General features: G+C 66.8%; 16 protein-coding genes, 1 tRNA gene and 2 pseudogenes. 12 read left to right on the top strand and 7 right to left on the bottom strand.

What is annotated here, in order from left to right; translation table 11 throughout:
• Positions 1-282: 282 nt before the first annotated feature.
• On the top strand, positions 283-1,923 hold the full coding sequence (locus tag ACPTTC_RS18100) for an L-lactate permease (RefSeq protein WP_423393266.1): 1,641 nt from the start codon (positions 283-285) through the stop codon (positions 1,921-1,923).
• 95 nt (positions 1,924-2,018) lie between these two features.
• On the opposite strand, the gene ACPTTC_RS18095 is transcribed toward ACPTTC_RS18100, so the two are convergent.
• Positions 2,019-2,936 (bottom strand): LysR family transcriptional regulator, encoded by a 918-nt coding sequence (locus ACPTTC_RS18095; RefSeq protein ID WP_423393265.1) that lies wholly within the window; start codon positions 2,934-2,936, stop codon positions 2,019-2,021.
• A 227-nt stretch (positions 2,937-3,163) separates the two neighbouring features.
• On the opposite strand from ACPTTC_RS18095, the gene ACPTTC_RS18090 reads away from it, so the two are divergent.
• The gene (locus tag ACPTTC_RS18090; RefSeq protein ID WP_226198668.1) at positions 3,164-5,338 is read left to right on the top strand and encodes a phosphocholine-specific phospholipase C; all 2,175 of its coding nucleotides are present in this window, start codon (positions 3,164-3,166) and stop codon (positions 5,336-5,338) included.
• Between the two features lie 194 nt (positions 5,339-5,532).
• Complete coding sequence (locus tag ACPTTC_RS18085) at positions 5,533-6,261, top strand: phosphonate utilization associated transcriptional regulator (protein WP_423393264.1); 729 nt, start codon at positions 5,533-5,535, stop codon at positions 6,259-6,261.
• A gap of 82 nt (positions 6,262-6,343) precedes the next feature.
• Here ACPTTC_RS18085 and ACPTTC_RS18080 read toward each other — a convergent pair.
• A pseudogene (locus ACPTTC_RS18080) lies at positions 6,344-6,529 on the bottom strand (FAD-dependent oxidoreductase); the annotation flags it as partial.
• A pseudogene (locus tag ACPTTC_RS18075) lies at positions 6,526-6,738 on the bottom strand (2-aminoethylphosphonate--pyruvate transaminase); the annotation flags it as partial. The pseudogenes ACPTTC_RS18080 and ACPTTC_RS18075, both read right to left, overlap by 4 nt.
• Before the next feature lie 206 nt (positions 6,739-6,944).
• On the opposite strand from ACPTTC_RS18075, the gene phnA reads away from it, so the two are divergent.
• From phnA to ACPTTC_RS18050, 5 genes are all read left to right on the top strand, one after another.
• Positions 6,945-8,183 carry a phosphonoacetate hydrolase gene (gene phnA / locus ACPTTC_RS18070; protein WP_423393263.1) on the top strand — a complete coding sequence of 413 codons (1,239 nt, stop codon included), beginning with the start codon at positions 6,945-6,947 and terminating at the stop codon, positions 8,181-8,183.
• A gap of 29 nt (positions 8,184-8,212) precedes the next feature.
• A complete protein-coding gene (phnY, locus tag ACPTTC_RS18065; protein ID WP_226198665.1) occupies positions 8,213-9,667 on the top strand; it encodes a phosphonoacetaldehyde dehydrogenase in 1,455 nt (484 codons plus the stop codon).
• Positions 9,668-9,846: 179 nt separating this feature from the next.
• On the top strand, positions 9,847-10,629 hold the full coding sequence (locus ACPTTC_RS18060; RefSeq protein WP_175971099.1) for an amino acid ABC transporter substrate-binding protein: 783 nt from the start codon (positions 9,847-9,849) through the stop codon (positions 10,627-10,629).
• A gap of 14 nt (positions 10,630-10,643) precedes the next feature.
• On the top strand, positions 10,644-11,324 hold the full coding sequence (locus tag ACPTTC_RS18055; RefSeq protein ID WP_423393376.1) for an amino acid ABC transporter permease: 681 nt from the start codon (positions 10,644-10,646) through the stop codon (positions 11,322-11,324).
• Complete coding sequence (locus ACPTTC_RS18050; protein WP_423393262.1) at positions 11,321-12,079, top strand: amino acid ABC transporter ATP-binding protein; 759 nt, start codon at positions 11,321-11,323, stop codon at positions 12,077-12,079. Before ACPTTC_RS18055 ends, ACPTTC_RS18050 begins: the two co-directional genes overlap by 4 nt.
• Positions 12,080-12,116: 37 nt before the next feature.
• Here the strand turns inward: ACPTTC_RS18050 and ACPTTC_RS18045 are convergent, their stop codons facing one another.
• Complete coding sequence (locus ACPTTC_RS18045; RefSeq protein ID WP_423393261.1) at positions 12,117-12,932, bottom strand: alpha/beta fold hydrolase; 816 nt, start codon at positions 12,930-12,932, stop codon at positions 12,117-12,119.
• An 81-nt stretch (positions 12,933-13,013) separates the two neighbouring features.
• On the opposite strand from ACPTTC_RS18045, the gene ACPTTC_RS18040 reads away from it, so the two are divergent.
• Positions 13,014-13,628, top strand: a complete 615-nt coding sequence (locus ACPTTC_RS18040) for a CGNR zinc finger domain-containing protein (RefSeq protein ID WP_423393260.1) — start codon at positions 13,014-13,016, stop codon at positions 13,626-13,628.
• A 54-nt stretch (positions 13,629-13,682) separates the two neighbouring features.
• Here ACPTTC_RS18040 and ACPTTC_RS18035 read toward each other — a convergent pair whose 3' ends face one another.
• Complete coding sequence (locus ACPTTC_RS18035; RefSeq protein ID WP_423393259.1) at positions 13,683-14,732, bottom strand: DUF3592 domain-containing protein; 1,050 nt, start codon at positions 14,730-14,732, stop codon at positions 13,683-13,685.
• A gap of 186 nt (positions 14,733-14,918) precedes the next feature.
• Positions 14,919-14,994: transfer RNA gene (locus ACPTTC_RS18030), tRNA-Lys, on the bottom strand.
• Positions 14,995-15,184: 190 nt separating this feature from the next.
• Here ACPTTC_RS18030 and ACPTTC_RS18025 point away from each other — a divergent pair.
• Positions 15,185-15,589, top strand: coding sequence for a PaaI family thioesterase (locus ACPTTC_RS18025; protein WP_027785770.1), 405 nt, complete (start codon positions 15,185-15,187; stop codon positions 15,587-15,589).
• A gap of 8 nt (positions 15,590-15,597) precedes the next feature.
• Positions 15,598-16,464, top strand: a complete 867-nt coding sequence (locus ACPTTC_RS18020) for a patatin-like phospholipase family protein (protein ID WP_423393258.1) — start codon at positions 15,598-15,600, stop codon at positions 16,462-16,464.
• Positions 16,465-16,492: 28 nt separating this feature from the next.
• Here the strand turns inward: ACPTTC_RS18020 and ACPTTC_RS18015 are convergent, their stop codons facing one another.
• Positions 16,493-17,506, bottom strand: coding sequence for a D-2-hydroxyacid dehydrogenase family protein (locus ACPTTC_RS18015; protein ID WP_175971090.1), 1,014 nt, complete (start codon positions 17,504-17,506; stop codon positions 16,493-16,495).
• A gap of 425 nt (positions 17,507-17,931) precedes the next feature.
• Here ACPTTC_RS18015 and ACPTTC_RS18010 point away from each other — a divergent pair, with 425 nt between their 5' ends.
• Positions 17,932-18,981: a LysR family transcriptional regulator gene (locus tag ACPTTC_RS18010; protein WP_226198655.1), complete on the top strand. Its 1,050-nt coding sequence runs from the start codon at positions 17,932-17,934 to the stop codon at positions 18,979-18,981.
• The last annotated feature ends 25 nt before the right edge of the window (positions 18,982-19,006 follow it).

The raw sequence follows: 19,006 nt of genomic DNA, 5'->3' as shown, positions 1-19,006 counted from the left end.
CGGCGCCGCGCCGCTCGTGGCGGGCTTGCTGTCGAACGCGACAGCGGGCCGCCCGCCGCCGGTCAGCGGGTGGCGGCTGGTTCGTATCGGGTCGGCACGCATCGGGCTTGTCCCCCTTGTACAAGCGGCGTGCGCCTCCTAACCTCTTTTAAGCAACCGATCGGTTGGGCGTGCGACGTCGTTGCGTGCGCAAGCGCCTGATCGCGGTCATGACCGCAGGACATCGCCTTGTACCGAACCCGGGGCATCCCGATGCCAGCTCGGGTCGACTCTGGAGACACGATGAATCCCACCGACGCCCTACCGCCCGGCATCGTCTTTGCACAGCCGTTGACGCCAGTCGCCCACTCGCTGCTGCTGTCCTTCCTCGTCGCCGCGATCCCGATCGCGGTCGCGCTGATCGCACTCGGCGTGTTGCGCCGCCCCGCATGGCAGGCCTCGCTCGCCGGGCTCGTCGCTGGCCTCGCGGTCGCGATCGGCGCGTGGGGCATGCCGGCCGGGCTCGCGTTCAATGCGGTCGGCGCGGGCATGGCGCTCGCGGTCGTGCCGGTGATGTGGATCGTCTTCAACGCGCTGCTGCTGTACAACATCGCGGTGAAGTCGGGCCGCTTCGACCAGTTCCGGCAATGGATGCTCGACAACCTGCCCGACGATCGCCGCCTCGTGCTGCTTGTCGTCGCTTTCTCGTTCGGCTGCCTGCTCGAAGGGATCTCGGGATTCGGCACGCCGGTCGCGATCACGAGCGCGCTGCTGATCGCGCTCGGCTTCCCCGCGCTCGAAGCGCTCACCTATACGCTGCTGTTCAACACGGCGCCGGTCGCGTTCGGCGCGCTCGGCGTGCCGATCACCGTGCTCGGCGCGGTGACGTCGCTGCCGCCCGCGACCCTCGCGCAGATGGTCGGCCGCCAGCTGCCGTTCTTCGCGCTGCTGCTGCCGTTCTACGTGGTCGGCGCGTATGGCGGGCTGCGCTCGATCTCGAAGCTGTGGCCCGCGCTGCTCGTGTCGGGCGGCAGCTTCGCGATCGCGCAGTTCGTCACGTCGAACTTCCTCGGCTACCAGCTCACCGACGTGCTGTCGTCGCTCACGTCGCTGATCGTCACGATCGGCTTCCTGCAGGTGTGGAAGCCGCAGCCCGATCCGCAATACGCGCTCGCGCGCAGCGTGCCGGCAACGGCCGGCGCGGCGCGTGCGGGCTTCGGCGGCTGGCTGCCGTGGCTCGTCGTGTCGGTGGTCGTGATCGTGTGGGTGCACGCGAACATCGCGGCGATCGGCGACGTGAAGATCAAGTGGCCGGGCCTGCACAACGCCGTGTTCGTGTCGCTGTACCACAAGCCCTATGCGGCGATCTGGGATTTCCAGCCGCTCGGCACGGGCACCGCGATCCTGGTCTCCGCGATCATCACGGCCGCGTTGACGCGCACCGGCGTCGGCGCATTCCTCGAATGCGCGGTCAAGACCTGGCGGCAGACGTGGATCGCGATCGTCACGGTGATGATGATCGTCGGGCTCGCGTACCTGCTGAACTACTCGGGAATCAGCTACACGCTCGGCACCGGCGTCGCGTCGACGGGTGCGTTGTTCCCGCTGGTGTCCGCGTCGCTCGGCTGGATCGCGGTGTTCCTGTCCGGCAGCGACACGTCGGGCAACGCGCTGTTCGGCAACCTGCAGGTGGTCGCCGCCAGGCAGCTCGGCTTCGATCCGGTGCTGATGGCCGCGACCAACTCGTCGGGCGGCGTGATGGGCAAGATGATCTCGCCGCAGAACATCGCGACGGGCGTGTCGACGACGGATCTGAAAGGGCAGGAAGGTGTCGTGTTCGCGCGCACGTTCTGGCACAGCGTGATCCTCACGCTACTGCTCGGTGTGCTGGTGTTCCTGCAGCAGCACGTGCTGACATGGATGATTCCGGCACTGCCGAAGTGATGTGAGCGCAACGACAGAAGGAAGGCACGAGGAAAAACGAGGGAAGGCGCGGGAAAAGCGCCGCTAAAGTGCGGAACCGGCGAACGCGCGGCAGTTCAGCGCGCGTTCGCCCGCCGCGCCGCGCGTCCTGCTTCATCCGTCCCGGCCGCGTGGCTGCCGGCCGGCAGGATGCACGCGAGGAATGCGTCGATCGCCGGGCTCTGGCGGCGCGCCTTCAGGTAGTACACGTATTCGTCGATCGTCGTGTCGACGCCGCGCAGCGCGATCACGCGCAAATCCGGATGACGTTCGGCCTCGCCGAGCGGAAACAGGCTGCCGCCCACGCCATGCAGGATCGCCTCGCGAATTGCTTCGCGGCTGCCGATCTCGGCAACCGAGACGGCCGCGACACCTGCCGTTTCGAGGATCGTCTCCGTGCAGCGGCGCGTGACGGATCCTGCTTCGCGTATCAGCAGCCGCACGTCGGCAAGCTGCGCCGGATCGATCGCGTCGCAACGCGCGAGCGAATGCGTGCGATGCACGACGAGCACGAGCGGGTCGGTCGAGATCACCTGGCGTTCGAGGCCGTCGGCATCGTTGCGCTGCGACGAGACGGCGAGGTCGATGCGGAATTCCTGCAGCGCCTGCAGGATTTCCTCGGAGTTGCCGATCCGGCACGTGAGCGCGATCGACGGATGCGCGTTCGAGAAGCGGCCGACTGCGTCCATGATGTAGTACGGCCCCGTCGCACCGATCCGCAAATGGCCTTCGAACAGGCCGCCGACGTTGCGCAGCATGATGTCGGCCTGCGCCTCGAGCGCGATCATCTGCTCGACGAGCGGCAGCAGCTCGATGCCCGTCTCGGTGACTTCGAGCTTGCGCCCGCTGCGGTAGAACAGCTCGACGCCGTATACCTGCTCGACCTGCCGGATCTGCGCGGCAATCGTCGGCTGGCTCACGCCCAGGTGGCGCGCGGCGCGCGTGATGCTGCCCTGCCGGACGGTCGCGTGGAACGCCTTCAGCTGATCGAACACGACTCGGCTTCTCCCCTCGGTATCGCGCGTCAGCGTAGCGCATGCGTATGTCGGCCGGATGAAAGGCGTCTCGTGCGCCGCATCGAAAAAAACTTGTGGGTCACCCAAAGAAACCTGCGGTAACCGGTCACGTCCGGGACACGCCGGTGCGGGGTAATAACGGCATCGCACCAGCGCCGGCCCCGCTCGACCGGCGCCCCACTCCTACCGACAACAGGGTTCCCTTCATGTCCTCGAACAATCGACGCGATTTCCTGCGCCTCGCCGCTCAGTCGGCCGGCGCGATGGCCGCCTACGCGGGCTTCCCGCCCGCGATCCGCAATGCGCTGGCGATGCCGGCCGCCTATCGCACGGGCACGATCCGCGACGTCGAACACGTCGTGATCTTCATGCAGGAAAACCGTTCGTTCGACCATTACTTCGGCGGGCTGCGCGGCGTGCGCGGCTTCAACGACCCGCGCCCGCACCTGCTGCCGAGCGGCGCACCGGTGTGGCAGCAGCCGCCGGCGTCGGTGTTCACGAAGAACTATCATTCGCGCGGCCTCGATCCGTCGGCGCCGTACGTGCTGCCGTTCTACCTCGATCCGAAGCAGACGACCGAATTCCAGCCCGGCACCAACCACGGCTGGAGCAGCGGCCACCTGTCCTGGAACAACGGTCAGTGGGACCAGTGGGTGAACCAGAAGCAGGACGTGCTGACGATGGGCTACCTGAAGCGCCAGGATCTTGCGTATCACTACGCATTGGCCGACGCGTTCACGATCTGCGATTCGTACTTCTGCTCCGCACACGCCGACACCGCGCCGAACCGCATCTACCTGTGGACCGGCACGGTCGACTCGCGCAACATCTACGGCAACCCGCCGAACGGCCCGGGCATTGGCGAGCGCGACGACGTGAACGGCTACACGTGGACGACCTACGCGGAACGCCTCGAGAACGCGAAGATCAGCTGGAAGGTGTACCAGGGCGGCACCGGCATCCCGGGCGACCCGACCGACAACTACACCGACAACTCGCTGATGTTCTTCAAGCGCTTCCAGGTGAAGGAAGGCGCGAGCGGCCCGCTGGTCGACAAGGGCGCATCGGACCACACGCTCGCCGAGCTGAAGGCCGACGTGCAGGCGAACCGGCTGCCGCAGGTGTCGTGGATCGTCGCGCCGTACAAGTACAGCGAGCACCCGCAGGCATCGCCGACCGACGGCGCGTTCTACATCAACATGGTGCTCGAGGCGCTGACGTCGAACCCCGAAGTGTGGGCGAAGACGGTGTTCATCCTCAACTACGACGAGAACGACGGGCTGTTCGACCACGTCGTGCCGCCGGTGCCGCCGGTGACCAGCGGCGTGGGCGGCCAGGGCATCGTGTCGTCGAACCTGCTGTCGAACCTCGGTGATGAACTGCTCGACCTGAACAAGTACCCGGGCGAAATGAGCCCGCTCGTGCCGGGCGCGGACCCGGGCGGCATCCAGCCGATCGGCCTCGGGCCGCGCGTGCCGCTGATCATCATCTCGCCGTGGACGAAGGGCGGCTGGGTGTGCTCGGAGACGTTCGACCATACGTCGGTGCTGCGTTTCCTCGAAGCGCGTTTCGGCGTGAAGGAGCCGAACATCAGCGCATGGCGCCGCTCGATCTGCGGCGACCTCACGTCGGCGTTCGACTTCTCCGCACGCCCCGACACGCGCACGGTGAGCTTCACGGTGCCGCAGCACATCGCGACGGCCGGCCAGGCGTACCAGGTGCCCGCGCAGCAGTCGATGCCGGCGCAGGAGCCCGGCACGCGTCCGGCACGCGCGCTGCCGTACGAGCTGTTCGTGCACAGCCGCGTGAGCGGGCACGACGACACCGTGTCGCTCGACTTTGCGAACACCGGTGACGCAGGCGCCGCGTTCTACGTGTACGACCGCCGCAACCCGACGACCCCGCCGCGCCGCTATGCGGTGTCCGCGCACGACCGCTTCGTCGACACGTGGAACACGTCGGCCGCGCGCGGCGACTACCATCTCGCGGCATATGGCCCGAACGGCTATCTGTGCGAGTTCCAGGGCAACACGCGGCTCGCGGCGGACGGCCGTCACGCGAATCCCGAAGCGCGGATCGGCTACGACGTGCGCAACCGCCACGTGTACCTGCAACTGCGCAACAGCGGGCGCGCGACGTGCCGCGTGACGGTCGACAACGCATACAGCCACAAGCATGCGCGGACCTACACGCTGGAGCCGGGCGAGCGCGTCGAGGATCACTTCGAGCTGTCGTCGAGCCACGGCTGGTACGATCTGACGATCACCGCGACGACGCTGCGCGGCGGCGACGACAAGGTCGTGCGCCGCTTCGCGGGCCACGTCGAGACGGGCCGGCCGAGCCACAGCGATCCGGGGCCGGTGAAGCACGTGACGGCCTGAAGGCCGGCACGCGTTGCGCGAGGCGGGCGAGGGTGGCCCGCTGCGGGCCGGCTGCGTTCAGGTGCATTCCGGCAGGCGGAATTGGCTTTTGGAAACTGAAAACTGTTGACAATGTGCTGGGCCGAGGGTATAGAGGGATCATTCGCCGACATGGCGCCCTCGTTCTCTACCGCAGCCTTGCTGCCTGCCCGACCATGACAGCCCCGAACGCGCTCAGCGCCATCGAACTCCTGCAAAGCCAGTCGCTCGCGATGATCGTCCAGGACATGCTCGAGCGCGCGATCGTCTCCGGCGAATACGCCCCCGGCGAGAAGCTCAACGAAGTCGAGATCGCGACCAAGCTGAACGTGTCGCGCGGCCCCGTGCGCGAGGCATTCCGCGCGCTCGAGCAGGCCGGCCTGCTGCACAACGAGAAGAACCGCGGCGTGACCGTGCGCATCGTGCCGCTGCGCGAGGCCGAGGAGATCTACGAAGTGCGCGCGATGCTCGACGAGTCGGTCGCGCGGGCACTCGCAAAGCGCATCTCGCCCGACACGCTGAAGGTGCTGAAGGGCATCGTCCAGTCGATGAAGGACGCCGCGAAGACGCACAACGTCACGCGCTACACCGAGTTGAACGTGCAGTTCCACGACGCGATGGTGGTTGGCGTCGGCAATACGCACCTCACCGATACCTATCGCCGGCTCGTGCGCCAGCTCGGCCTGCTGCGCCAGGCGGCGATCGAGGCCGAGGAGGATGCGATCGCCGTGTCCGCGGCCGAGCACGACAGGATCGTGCGGGCGCTCGCGGGTGGCGACGAGGAGCAGGCCGTCGCGCTGGTGCGCGAGCACGTTGCGCACGGACTCGCGCGGATGCGCCGTACGCATGAACAGGGGTTGCCGGCAGCAGGCAAGGCGGCGCGGGAGAAAACCGTGCGCGCGTAAGCGTCCGGCAATAGCCGCGCGGGTCGCCGCGCGCGGCACAAAGCAAAGGGACGCTTTTCAGCGTCCCTTTGTTATTGCATCGTCACGCTTTGTCGGCCTTCCCGGCCGCGCTCGCGAATTTCGCGAGCCACGTATCGACCGGCGACGGCCGCCGGTTCCCGTCCTCCGCGCGTTCCTTGCGGCGGATCGCATCGCGCTCGACGTGCGCGCCGACATAGCGGATCGGCTCCGGCGGGAAAGCCCCGAGCGGGCCGCGCACGATCGGGCTGACGCTTCGGCCAACACCACGCGACGTACGCCCATCGCCTGCAACGTGTCGGCGATTGCCGCGATGGCGCACGGGATGCCGGCGTCGCCGACATGGCCGATGCACCCGGCGCGCAACGTCCCGGTTTCGGTGTGCTTGCCGGGATACGGAATGTAGCCGCGCTTTCCGACCTCCCGATAAAACCGCTTGAAGTCGTCGTTCGAATCATCTTCGCCCCCTTATCCGTGACGGCGCGGCACACGGCGGATGAGTGGAGACCAGCCCTCTTGATGCTACGTTACTTTGCTTTCTGTTCTCTGCATGTTGTTGACAATCTACAAATCATCAATTTTAATGTCGAGCATGGAAAGCACCTCCCTTCGGCGCGACGCGGGCGCCGGCGGCTCTACCCTTCGAACCGAAAGGAATGAACGTCATGAATGAAACGCCTGTATCCGTGGAAGTGAACGGCCGCCGCTACAACTGGATGAGCCGGCCCGTGGTGGTGGTCTGCGTCGATGGCTGCGCATACGAATATCTGGAAGAAGCGGCGCAGGCCGGCGTCGCGCCGTTCCTGCGCACGCTGCTGAAGCCGGGCACGGCGCTCAAGGGCGAGTGCGTGGTGCCGAGCTTCACGAACCCGAACAACCTGTCGATCGTGACGGGCGTGCCGCCGGCGGTGCATGGGATAAGCGGCAACTACTTCTACGATCGCGACACCGGTGCCGAGGTGCTGATGAACGATCCGAAGTACCTGGTCGCGCCCACCGTGCTCGCGACCTTCGCGGAGCAAGGCGCGCGTGTCGCGGTCGTCACCGCGAAGGACAAGCTGCGCCGCCTGCTCGGCAAGGGGCTGAAGGGCATCTGCTTCTCGTCGGAAAAGGCCGACGAGGCGAGCGTCGAGGAAAACGGCATCGACAACGTGCTCGAACTGGTCGGCAAGCCGGTGCCGAGCGTGTACAGCGCGGATCTGTCGGAATTCGTGTTCGCGGCCGGCGTGCGCCTGCTCGAGACGCGCCCGATCGACCTGATGTACCTGTCGACGACCGACTACGTGCAGCACAAGTGCGCGCCCGGCACGGAAGGCGCGAACGCGTTCTACGCGATGATGGACACGTACCTGCAGCGCCTCGACGCACTCGGTGCAATCGTCGCGATCACGGCCGACCACGGGATGAACGCGAAGCACGACGATATAACCGGCGAGCCGAACGTGATCTACCTGCAGGAGCTGTTCGACGAGTGGCTCGGCGAGGAGGCGGCGCGCGTGATCCTGCCGATCACCGATCCGTACGTCGTGCATCACGGCGCGCTCGGTTCGTTTGCGACCGTCTACGTGCCGGCGACGGCCGATGCCGACGCGCTGCGCGCACGGCTCGCCGCGGTCGACGGCATCGAGGTCGTGCTGACGGGCGCCGAGGGTTGCGCGCGCTTCGAGCTGCCGCCGGCGCGGATGGGCGACCTGATCGTGATCTCGAAGCAGGACGTCGTGCTCGGCACGCGCCGCGTCAGGCACGACCTGTCGGGGCTCGACGTGCCGCTGCGCTCGCACGGCGGGATCTCCGAGCAGATCGTGCCGCTGATCTTCAGCAAGCCGGTCACCGGCGACGTCTCGGGCCGCGCGCGGCTGCGCAACTTCGACATCATCGACATCGCGCTCAACCATCTGCAGTGATGCGCACGCATCCGCAAGGGGACACACTCATGAACGCCATTGCGGCATCGACGGACGTCCGCGAGATTCGTCGCGAAGCACTGCGAATCGACGGCGAACGGATTCATCGGGATGCGGTCATCGACGTGCGCAACCCGTACGACGGCTCGCTGGTCGGCACCGTGCCGAAGGCGACACTGGACGACGTGCGGCGTGCCTTCGCGGCCGCGCGTGCATACCGGCCGACGCTCACGCGTCACGATCGGGCCGCGATCCTGCGTCGCGCGGCCGACATCGTGCGTTCGCGCACCGCCGAAATTGCGGCGCTGATCACGGCCGAATCCGGGCTGTGCGTCAAGGACACGACGTACGAAGCCGGCCGCGTGGCCGACGTGCTGACGTTCGGCGCCGGTGAAGTGCTGAAGGACGACGGGCAGATCTTCTCGTGCGACCTGACCCCGCACGGCAAGAAGCGCCGCGTGTACACGCAGCGCGACCCGCTGCTCGGCGTGATTTCGGCGATCACGCCGTTCAACCACCCGATGAACCAGGTCGCGCACAAGATCGTGCCGTCGGTCGCGACCAACAACCGGATCGTCGTGAAGCCGTCGGAAAAGGTGCCGCTGTCGTGCTACCTGTTCGCGGACATCCTGTATGAAGCCGGCCTGCCGCCGCAGATGCTGCAGGTCGTCACCGGCGACCCGCAGGAGATTGCCGACGAGCTGATCACGAACCCGGCGATCGACCTGATCACGTTCACGGGCGGCGTATCGATCGGCAAGTCGATTGCGTCGCGGATGGGCTACCGGCGGGCGGTGCTCGAACTCGGCGGCAACGATCCGATCATCGTGATGGAAGACGCCGATCTCGACGAAGCGAGCACGCTCGCGGTGTCGGGCTCGTATAAAAACTCGGGCCAGCGCTGCACGGCGATCAAGCGGATGCTCGTGCACGAGTCGGTGGCCGATCGCTTCACGGCGCTCGTGGTCGAGAAGACGCGTGCGTGGTCGTACGGCAATCCCGCCGATCCGTCGGTCGACATGGGCACGGTGATCGACGAGGCGGCCGCGAAGTTCTGCGAGCAGCAGGTAAACGATGCGATCGCGCGCGGCGCACGGCTCCTGGTCGGCAACGTGCGCGACGGCGCGCTGTATTCGCCGACGGTGATCGACCGCGTGACGCCCGACATGCCGCTCGTGAAACACGAAACCTTCGGCCCGGTGTCGCCGATCATGCGCTTCAGCAACATCGACGAAGCGATCCGGATGTCGAACAGCACCGACTATGCGCTGTCGTCGTCGGTCTGCACGAACCGCTTCGACACCATCACGCGCTTCATCACCGAGCTGGAAGTCGGCAGCGTGAACGTGCGCGAAGTGCCGGGTTACCGGCTCGAACTGACGCCGTTCGGCGGCGTGAAGGATTCGGGGCTCGGCTACAAGGAGGGCGTGCAGGAAGCGATGAAGAGCTTCACGAACACGAAGACGTATTCGCTGCCGTGGTAAGTGGCGTGTCAGCCGCGCGCACCGGTTTCGCAGCCGGTGCGCGCGTTATTCGATCGGCTCATATCGATAGCCGATTTGCGTTTTTGCCGGGCCCCGGCGCGTCGGTAGAATTCGCGGACCTCTCGAACGGCATGCATGTGCCGCGCGAAAATTCCGTCCAATCATTCGGGGTCCGCACCATGAAATTCCTTCGCTCCATCCTGGTCGTTGCCATGCTGCAGGCCGTTTCGGTCACGGGCGCACTGGCTGCCGACGACCTGTCGCAAATCAAGTCGTCCGGCGTGTTCCGGGTCGGTACCGAAGGCACGTACGCGCCGTTCACGTACCACGACGAAACCGGCAAGCTGACGGGCTTCGACGTCGACATCGCGACCGCGATCGCGCAGCGCCTCGGCGTGAAGCCGCAGTTCGTCGAAGGAAAGTGGGACGGGCTGATCGCGGGCCTCGACGTGAACCGCTACGACGCGGTCGTCAATGAAGTGTCGATCACCGACGCGCGCAAGGCGAAATACGATTTCTCGACGCCGTACATCACGTCGCGCGCGGTGCTGATCGTGCGCGCGGACAACACGACGATCCGCTCGTTCGACGATCTCAAGGGCAAGAAATCCGCGAACACGCTGACCAGCAATTTCGGCAAGCTCGCGGCCGCGCATGGCGCGGACGTCGTGCCCGTGCAGGGCTTCAACGAATCGATCGACCTGCTCAGCTCGGGGCGCGTCGACGCGACGATCAACGATTCGCTGTCGTACCTCGATTTCCGCAAGCACAAGCCCGACGCGAAACTGAAGATCGCGGCGACCGACACGGGGGGCGCGAGCGACGCATCGGGCGTGCTGCTGCGCAAGGGCAGCCCGGCGCTGGTGGCCGCGATCGACAAGGCGCTCGCGGACATCAAGGCCGACGGCACCTACGCGAAGATCTCGCAGAAGTATTTCGGCCGCGACGTGTCGCAGCCGTGACGCGAGGCTGAATGATGCAGGCCTGGCTTCACCTGATGGCGGAATCGCTGCGGCCCCTGCTCGTCGCGGGGCTCGTGTTCACGGTGCCGCTCACGCTCGCGTCGTTCGCGATCGGCCTGCTGCTCGCATTCGGCGCGGCGCTCACGCGGCTGTTCGGGCCGCGCTGGGCGCAAGCCGCCGTGCGTTTCTACATCTGGCTGTTTCGCGGTTCGCCGCTGCTCGTGCAGCTGTTCGTGATCTTCTACGGCTTGCCGAGCGTCGGTATCGTGCTCGATCCGCTGACGGCCGCCGTGATCGGCTTCTCGCTGAACGTCGGCGCGTACAACGCCGAGGTGATCCGCGGCGTGATCGAATCGATTCCGAAGGGGCAGTGGGAAGCCGCGTACTCGATGGCGATGACGCGGCCGCAGGCGCTGCGCCGCGCGATCCTGCCGCAGGCGGCGCGCGTCGCGCTGCCGGCACTGTCGAATTCGTTCATTTCGCTCGTGAAGGACACATCGCTCGCGGCCGTGCTGACCGTGCCGGAGATCTTCCAGGCCGCGCAGCGGATCGCGGCCGTGACCTACGAGCCGATGATTCTCTATACGGAAGCCGCGCTGATCTATCTGCTGCTCAGCTCGGTGCTGTCGACGCTGCAGCGTCGCCTCGAAATTCGCTTCGGTCGTCACGCGTTGTTCCAGGCGGAGTGGCGATGATCCGGCTCGAACGCATCGACAAGTCGTTTGGCGCGCATCGTGTGTTGCACGGGATCGACCTCGCGTTGCAGCCCGGCAGCGTGACGGCGCTGATCGGGCCATCCGGTAGCGGCAAGAGCACGCTGCTGCGTTGCGTGAACCTGCTCGAAGTGCCCGAGGCTGGCACGCTGATGGTCGGCGACGCGCGCATCGACTTCTCGCCGGCGTACCGGCCGGCGCGCGACGCCGTGTTCGCCGTGCGCCGCCAGACCGGCATGGTGTTTCAGAACTTCCAGCTGTTTCCGCACCTGAGTGTCGTGCAGAACGTGATGGAAGGGCTCGTCACCGTGCAGCGCTGGCCGCGTGAACGGGCCCGCGAACGCGCGCTCGCGCTGCTCGAGAAGGTCGGCATCGCGGACAAGGCCGACGCGTGGCCCGGCACGCTATCGGGCGGCCAGCAGCAGCGCGTTGCGATCGCACGTGCGCTCGCGCCGTCGCCGCAGGTGCTGTTGTGCGACGAGCCGACGTCGGCACTCGATCCGGAACTGTCCGTCGAAGTGGTCGAGGTGCTGCGCCAGCTCGCACGCGAAGGCACGACGATGCTGATGGCCACCCACGACCTGCGCCTGGCGGCGTCGATCGCGCACGACGCGGTGTTTCTCGCGGACGGCCGCGTCGTCGAAGCCGGTGCATCGCGCGACCTGTTCGGCGACCCGCGCGATCCGCGCACCGCGAAGTTCATCTCGACGCTTGCGCAGGGCGTGCCGGTGTTCTGACGCGACAGGCGAAAAGCGGCATGCGGTACAGCGGGCGTCAACCTTGCCCTGGCCCGTCGAGCACCGCCGCGACGATTGCCTCCGGCGCATCTTCCTGCACCAGGTGGCCTGCGCGGGGCACCCGGATCAGCGTGCCGCTTGCGATGCGATCGGCCAGCGCCTGCCCCTGTTCAAGCGGAATCCACGCGTCGTCCTCGCCCCACACGATGCGCACCGGAAAGTCCGGCGGCGCGTAACGAGCCTCGGCTTCCTCGATGTAGCACTGGCGCATCTGCGCGATCTGGCGATAGAACGCGGCCTGACCGGTAGGCGTGAGCCAAGGCGCACGGTAGATCGACAGCGCTTCGTCGCTCAGCGGCCGGGCGACCGCATTGCGGAGATAGGCCGACACGAGCGCGTGATGCGCATACGCAGGCAATCCGGTGAAGGCGGCTTCGTGCTGCGCGACGTGGCGCACGAACGGCGAACCCTGCGGCGCGATCGCGACCGGATTCACGAGCGTGAGGTCCGCATACGCGACGCCGTTGAGGAAGTGCGCACGCAGCACGGTTGCGCCGCCATAGTCGTGCGCGAGCACGCGCGGGCGTGAGATCTTCCACGCGTCGAGCATCGAGGCGAACAGCCCGTTCTGGCGGCCGAGCGACACGTCCGCGTCCGGCATGTCGGATTGACCGTAGCCGAGCAGGTCGTAGAAGAACACGCGATGACGTCGCGCGAGCCACGGCGCGATCCGGCGCCACACCTGCGACGAAAACGGCGTGCCATGCACGAGCACCAGCGGCGGGCCTTCGCCGAGCGTTCCCCAGGCAATCCGGTGTCCTTCGAAAATGAAGCGATTGGCGAGTTCGAGCATCGGCCTCTCCGTGCTAACCTGTTTTGGTTGTTAACAGGTTACTCTGGATTGCCCGGGCGTGAAACCGACAGGTGCAAATAAATGGTTACTCGAAACGAACCCGCGCGACCCGCGCACGAATGGGGCGCAGCCGATTTCGTCGGTGGCCATCCGGCGCTCGACTTCCTCAACACGGTGGCCGACACGGGCAAGACGCGCGACGCGGACAAGCTCGTCGACTGGCCGGCCGTGCATGCGTGGGCGCAACGATCGGGGCTGGTGGCGCCAGCCGATCTGTCGCGGCTTCTGCGTCATGCGAGGCGGGACGACGCCGATACGCTGGCGGCGCTGCATCGCTTTCGCGATGACGCTTACACCGCGATCGCGCACCTGACGGCCGGAGGCGGCGGCATGGCCGGCGCGCGCGCGGCGGACCGGCTCGCTGTCGCGATTCGCGACGCGATCGGGCGTAGCGCGTTCGAGGCGGTCGACGGCCGGTTCGCGTGGCGGCCCGACGCGCGCGCGACGTCACGCTGGGTCGATGCGGCAGCACTCGGCTTCGAGCAACTGCTGCGCAGCGACGACTTCGCGCGCGTGCGGCAGTGCGGCCGGTGCACGTGGTTCTTCGTCGATCGCGGCCGCGGAGTCGGGCGCCGCTGGTGCGACATGCGCACGTGCGGGAACCGCGCGAAGGTGGAGGCATTCAGGGAGCGGTGACGCGCGCGTCGTGACGGTGGTCGCGCCACACGATGCGCGGCCGGCGCGCGAGCGTCATGGGGCGGCTTCGTGCGCGGGGTGTTCCGGCCACAGCGTCACGGCGATGAACAGGCCGGCCGCGAGGAATGGTGCGCCGATCGCGAACAGGATGGCCGCGACGCCCCAGCGATCCCAGAAGCGGTCGACGACCGCGCGCTCCGGTGTGACTGGGTCGTACAGCACGTTGACCGCTTCGCCTTCGCGCAGGCCCGGATGCGATGACGCCGAACCCTGGGCGAACGTGATCTGGCGTCCACTGTCGGTCGTGAACGCGACGATCGCCGAATACAGCGACGTGCGCGATCGGGACGCGCGCGCGTTTTCCGCGATCTCGACGACATGGCCGGTCGAACGCGCGTAGTGATGGGCGATCTGCCACTGACGCAGGCCGGCCGCACCGGCGCCGGCGACGAAGCCCGTGCCGATCGCGATCGGAATCAGCGCGATTGCGATATCCCAGCGTCTTCGCGCGTGCTTGCGGGCGGCGCGGGCCGGTGGTGGTTCGGATGACCGGCGGCGGCGCCCGCCGACGATCAGGAGGCCGCCGATCGCGAACGATGCGACGGCGAGCAGCGCCGCCACGGCGGCCGGAAACCAGCGTTGCGCGAAATCGTCGATCAGTGCGGGGCGTTCGGGATGGCTGGGGTCGAGCCATACCTCGACGTTCTCGCCGATGTCGTAGGCGGGGACGGTCGAGGCGGTATTGCCGGCGATTTCGCGACGCTGGCCGTCGTTCGCGAGGTACGCGACGATCGGCCGGTACGCGCGCATCGCGTCGCTGTCCTGGACGATGCGCACGACCGTGCCCGGCGTACGGACCAGCTGGCCGGTCGCTTGGCCCGCCGTGACGGCAAGCATGCCGGCCAGCACGAGCAGCACGACGCCGAGCGCCATGGCGACGAGCGCGTCCTTACCCGCCATGACCGGATCCGGTTCGTGCGTCGCACTGCGGATGCCGGCGTGATCGTGGCGGTGGCGTGTCCCGACGGACTCGCCGATATCGGCGCAACCAGGCTCTCTGAATGGTCGCGTCTCGGTTCCATGCTTCCATGTCTGACGTCCCATGTTCTCTCAGTGCCGGCGGGCAAACGGCAATGCCTGCGCCGGTCGTGTGATATTTGTCGGACGATTCTAGCGGAAACGATGCGGAACAGGCGGGCGGTGGCGTACTGCGACAGGGCGCGCGACGAGTGCGGCGGGCGGAAAAGGAAAAAGCCCGGTCAGCTTTCGCTAACCGGGCTTCGGAATTCCTGGTGGGGCGTGAGTGACTCGAACACTCGACCTACGGATTAAGAGTCCGCTGCTCTACCAACTGAGCTAACGCCCCCAACAGAAGAAAGATTATGCCTGGGTATTTCGGACCTTGCAAGTCCTTTCTGCAAATTTCCTGAAAATATTTCGTCACGACAACCGCGGCTGTCGGTCCGATAACGAGCGATCGGAGATTCCGCGCTCCCGGTATGATGACGCCACACGTGTTGCGCGGCGGTCGCGCAACGCTTTCTGGGCTTTCGAAGATGGACGAAAACGCAGTCCGCGAATTGCTGGATCGCCTGCTGGCCCCCTGGGTCCGCTCGCTCGGTCTGGTCCCCGTGTCGATCGGCGACGACAGCGTCACGCTGCGCCTGCCGTTTTCCGGCGAATTCCGTCATTCAGGCGGCGTGATCTGCGGCCAGGTGTTCACGGCGGCCGCCGACACCGCGATGGTGGTCGCGATCTCGGCCGCGCTCGGCGAGTTCCGGCCGATGACGACCGTGTCGTTGAACACGAACTTCATGCGGCCCGTGCGCAAGGGCGACGTGCTCGTCACCGCGCGCGTGCTGCGGATGGGCCGCAACCTCGTATTCGGCGAAGTCGAGCTGTTCGACGAAGACGGCAAGATGGCCGTCCACGCGACGTCGACTTACGCGCTCGTCAGCTGAGCGGCGCGATGTTCGACCAGATCGTCTTTGCGGGCGGCGGCAATCGCTGCTGGTGGCAGGCCGGCTTCTGGGACGTCGCCCAGCCGGCGCTCGGCCTGCGCCCGCGCGTGATCACCGGCATCTCGGCCGGCGCGGCGACCGCGTGCATGCTGTATACGCGCGACGCCGCATGGGTGATGCGCTATTACGAAGAGGCGCTGCGCCACAACCGGAAGAACGCGTACTGGGGCAACCTGTTCGGGCGCGAGCCCGTGTTTCCGCATTACCGGATTTACCGTCAGGCGCTGCTCGACATCTACGGCGAGCCGTTCGCGAAGCTTGCCGCGGCGCCGGAGATCCGCATCGGGGTGTCGCATGTGCCGCGCTGGCTCGGCGCGCGCAGCGCAGTGGCCGCCGGCCTCGTCGCGTACAACATCGAGAAGTACGTGCGCAAGACGCTGCACCCGACGCTCGGGCGCACGCTCGGCTTTCGGCCCGAATTCGTGCGCGCGCAGGCCTGCACGCGAGTCGACGAACTCGCCGACCTGATCCTGCAGTCATCCTGTACGCCGCCGTTCACGCCGGTGCTGCGTCGCGATGGCCGGCCCGTGCTCGACGGCGGGATGGTCGACAACGTGCCGGTCGACGCGCTCGACCCGACGCCGGGCGATGTGCTGGTGCTCGTCACGCGGCTGTACCCGCGCCCGCAGATGTTCACGGTCGCGCACGGCGAGCAGCGGCGGCTGTATGTCCAGCCGTCGAGCAAGGTGCCGATTTCGAGTTGGGATTACACGAGCCCGTCGCAGATGCGGCATGCGTACGACCTCGGGCGGCGCGACGGCGAGCATTTCCTCACGCGCGGCGGCGCGATGACGGGCGGCCGCGCGGCCGCCTGAAGACGGGAAGCAGGAAGCGCGGCCGCGCTCAGCGCACGCGGCGTGGCGTCAGTGCTTCCGGGTTGACGACGCTCGACATGTCGCCCTGGTCGAACGCCAGGATGTTCCTGAACGCCGCGCTGAAGTAGAGCTCGTAGCTTTCGCGCTCGACATAGCCGATGTGCGGCGTGCAGATCACGTTTTCCATCCGCAGCAGGCTGTAGCCTTGCAGGATCGGCTCGCTTTCGAACACGTCGATCGCGACCATTCCCGGACGGTTGTGCGACAGCGCGTTGACCAGTGCATTTTCCTCGAGCAGTTCGGCGCGGCTCGTGTTGACGAGCAGCGACGTCGGCTTCATCCGCATCAGGTCTTCCTGCTTCACGATCCCGCGCGTGTCGTCATGCATGCGCAGGTGCAGCGACAGCACGTCGCTCTGCTCGAACAGCGCTTCACGGCTTTCGGCAGCCGTATAGCCGTCGGCCCGCGCGGCCTCGAGCGAATGCTCGCGGCCCCAGATCAGCACGTTCATCCCGAATGCCTTGCCGTAGCCGGCGACGAGCCGGCCAATCTTGCCGTAGCCCCAGATGCCGAGCGTCTGGCCGCGCAGCACCTGACCGAGGCCGAAGTTCGGCGGCATGGCCGACGTCTTCAGGCCCGACTGCTGCCAGGCGCCCTGCTTCAGGTTCGCGACGTACTGCGGAATGCGGCGCTGGGCGGCCATCACGAGCGCCCAGGTGAGCTCGGCGGGTGCGATCGGCGAACCCGTGCCTTCGAGCACCGCGATGCCGCGGTCGGTACAGGCTTCGAGATCGATGTGGCTCGAAATGCGGCCGGTCTGGCTGATCATGCGCAGGTTCGGCAGCTTGGCGAGCAGTTGCGAGGAAATCGGGGTCCGTTCGCGAATCAGCACGAGCGCCTCGACTTCCGCCAGGCGGCTCGCGAGTTGTCCCAATCCGCGCACCGTGTTGTTGAAGACCTTCACGTCGTGGTCGGCAAGCAGCTCGAAGCAGTTCAGCTTGCGGACGGCGTCCTGGTAGTCGTCGAGGATGGCAATTTTCATGGTGAGCGGGTGTCGCGCGTTGAAAGCGGCGGTGGCGGCGGCGCACGTCGCGCACCCGTCCCGCCCGGCCGGGCCGACATGATGCTACGTCGGCTGCCTTCATGGTGTCTTTTTAACAGGTTGTTACGCTCCGCCGCAATCGGCGGCAGCCTGACCCGGAGCCGCTCGCGCGACGGGTGGAAGGGTGCGCTGTTGTGTCGCATCAAACACGTCCTTCCTGATTCGGCCGCTTACTCGACGAGGTTCACCCAATTGTTGCTCCAATCAGAATAATTGGATCAACTATCCGCAGAAGGCGAGGATTTTTGACTATTTTTATCGTCAACAGGGGCCTTGTTGAGCAACTCTGCATCATTTCCGCTGTCGTAGGAGAATTACGCATTTGCTTCATCTTTTTGAAGTTGTACTAGCGGCAGGAGTCGTTTATGGATCACTTGCAGTCGATGCGCGTGTTCGTCAAGGTTGCAGATCTCGGCAGTTTCGCGCGGGCCGCGAGCGCAATGGATATCTCCAACGCGGTCGCGACGCGTCACGTCGCCGACCTCGAAGGTCGGCTCGGCACGCGCTTGCTGAACCGCACCACGCGCAGTCTCTCCCTGACGGAGTCGGGCCAGGTCTATCTGGAGCGTGCCCGCCAGATCCTCGATGAGCTCGAGGACGTCGAGCAGATGGTCGTCGCGCGCAATCACGAGCCGGTCGGCACGCTGCGCATCGTCGCGCCGGTCGTGTTCGGCCTGCATAACCTCGCGCCCGTGTTGCAGTCGTACACGGAGAATTTCCCGAAAGTGGTGCCGGATCTCACGCTGGTCGACCGGCAGGTCGATCTCGTCGAGGAAGGCTTCGACGTCGGCATCGTCGTCACGCGCCAGATGCGCAGCGCGAGCATCGTCACGCGGCGCCTGACCACGGGTTGCATGACCGTGTGCGCGACGCCGAGCTATCTGGAGAAGCACGGCGTGCCGACCCATCCGGAGCATCTCGCCGAGCACCCGAGCCTGAGCCTGCCGACCGAATACTGGGGCGACGAGCGTGTGTTCACGGGGCCGGACGGCGAAGTGCGCGTGCGCCCGACCAACGTGATCGTCGCGAACAACACCGCGATGCTGCGCCAGTTCGCGCTGCTCGGGATGGGTGTCGCGATCCTGCCGAGCTACCTGATTGGCGGCGACATCGCGCGTGGCGCGCTCGTGCGGCTGCTGCCGGATTTCCGGCTGCCGCAGGTCGAGATCAACATCGCTTACCCGAGCCGGCGCCATCTGCCGGCGAAGGTGCGCACGTTCATCGACCACCTCGTCGAGCATTTCAGCCACTCGACCGACGCAACGATGGGCGAGCAATGGGCCGCGCAGGGTTCGGTGCTCGCGCCGATCGGGGTCGAGACGCGTGCGGAGCAGCCGGAATCGGCCGACCCGAACCTGTCGCCGCGCCTGCCGCGTTCGCCGCGTACGCGCGTCGCGGTGCCGTCGCCGCTGTAACGGCGCGACGGCCGGGCGGCGGTTG

The sequence above is a fragment of the Burkholderia mycopellens genome, from assembly GCF_964265025.1.
Lineage (GTDB): Bacteria > Pseudomonadota > Gammaproteobacteria > Burkholderiales > Burkholderiaceae > Burkholderia.
Note: the sequence above shows the minus strand (reverse complement) of the source record. Positions and strands in the feature narration are given on the sequence as shown.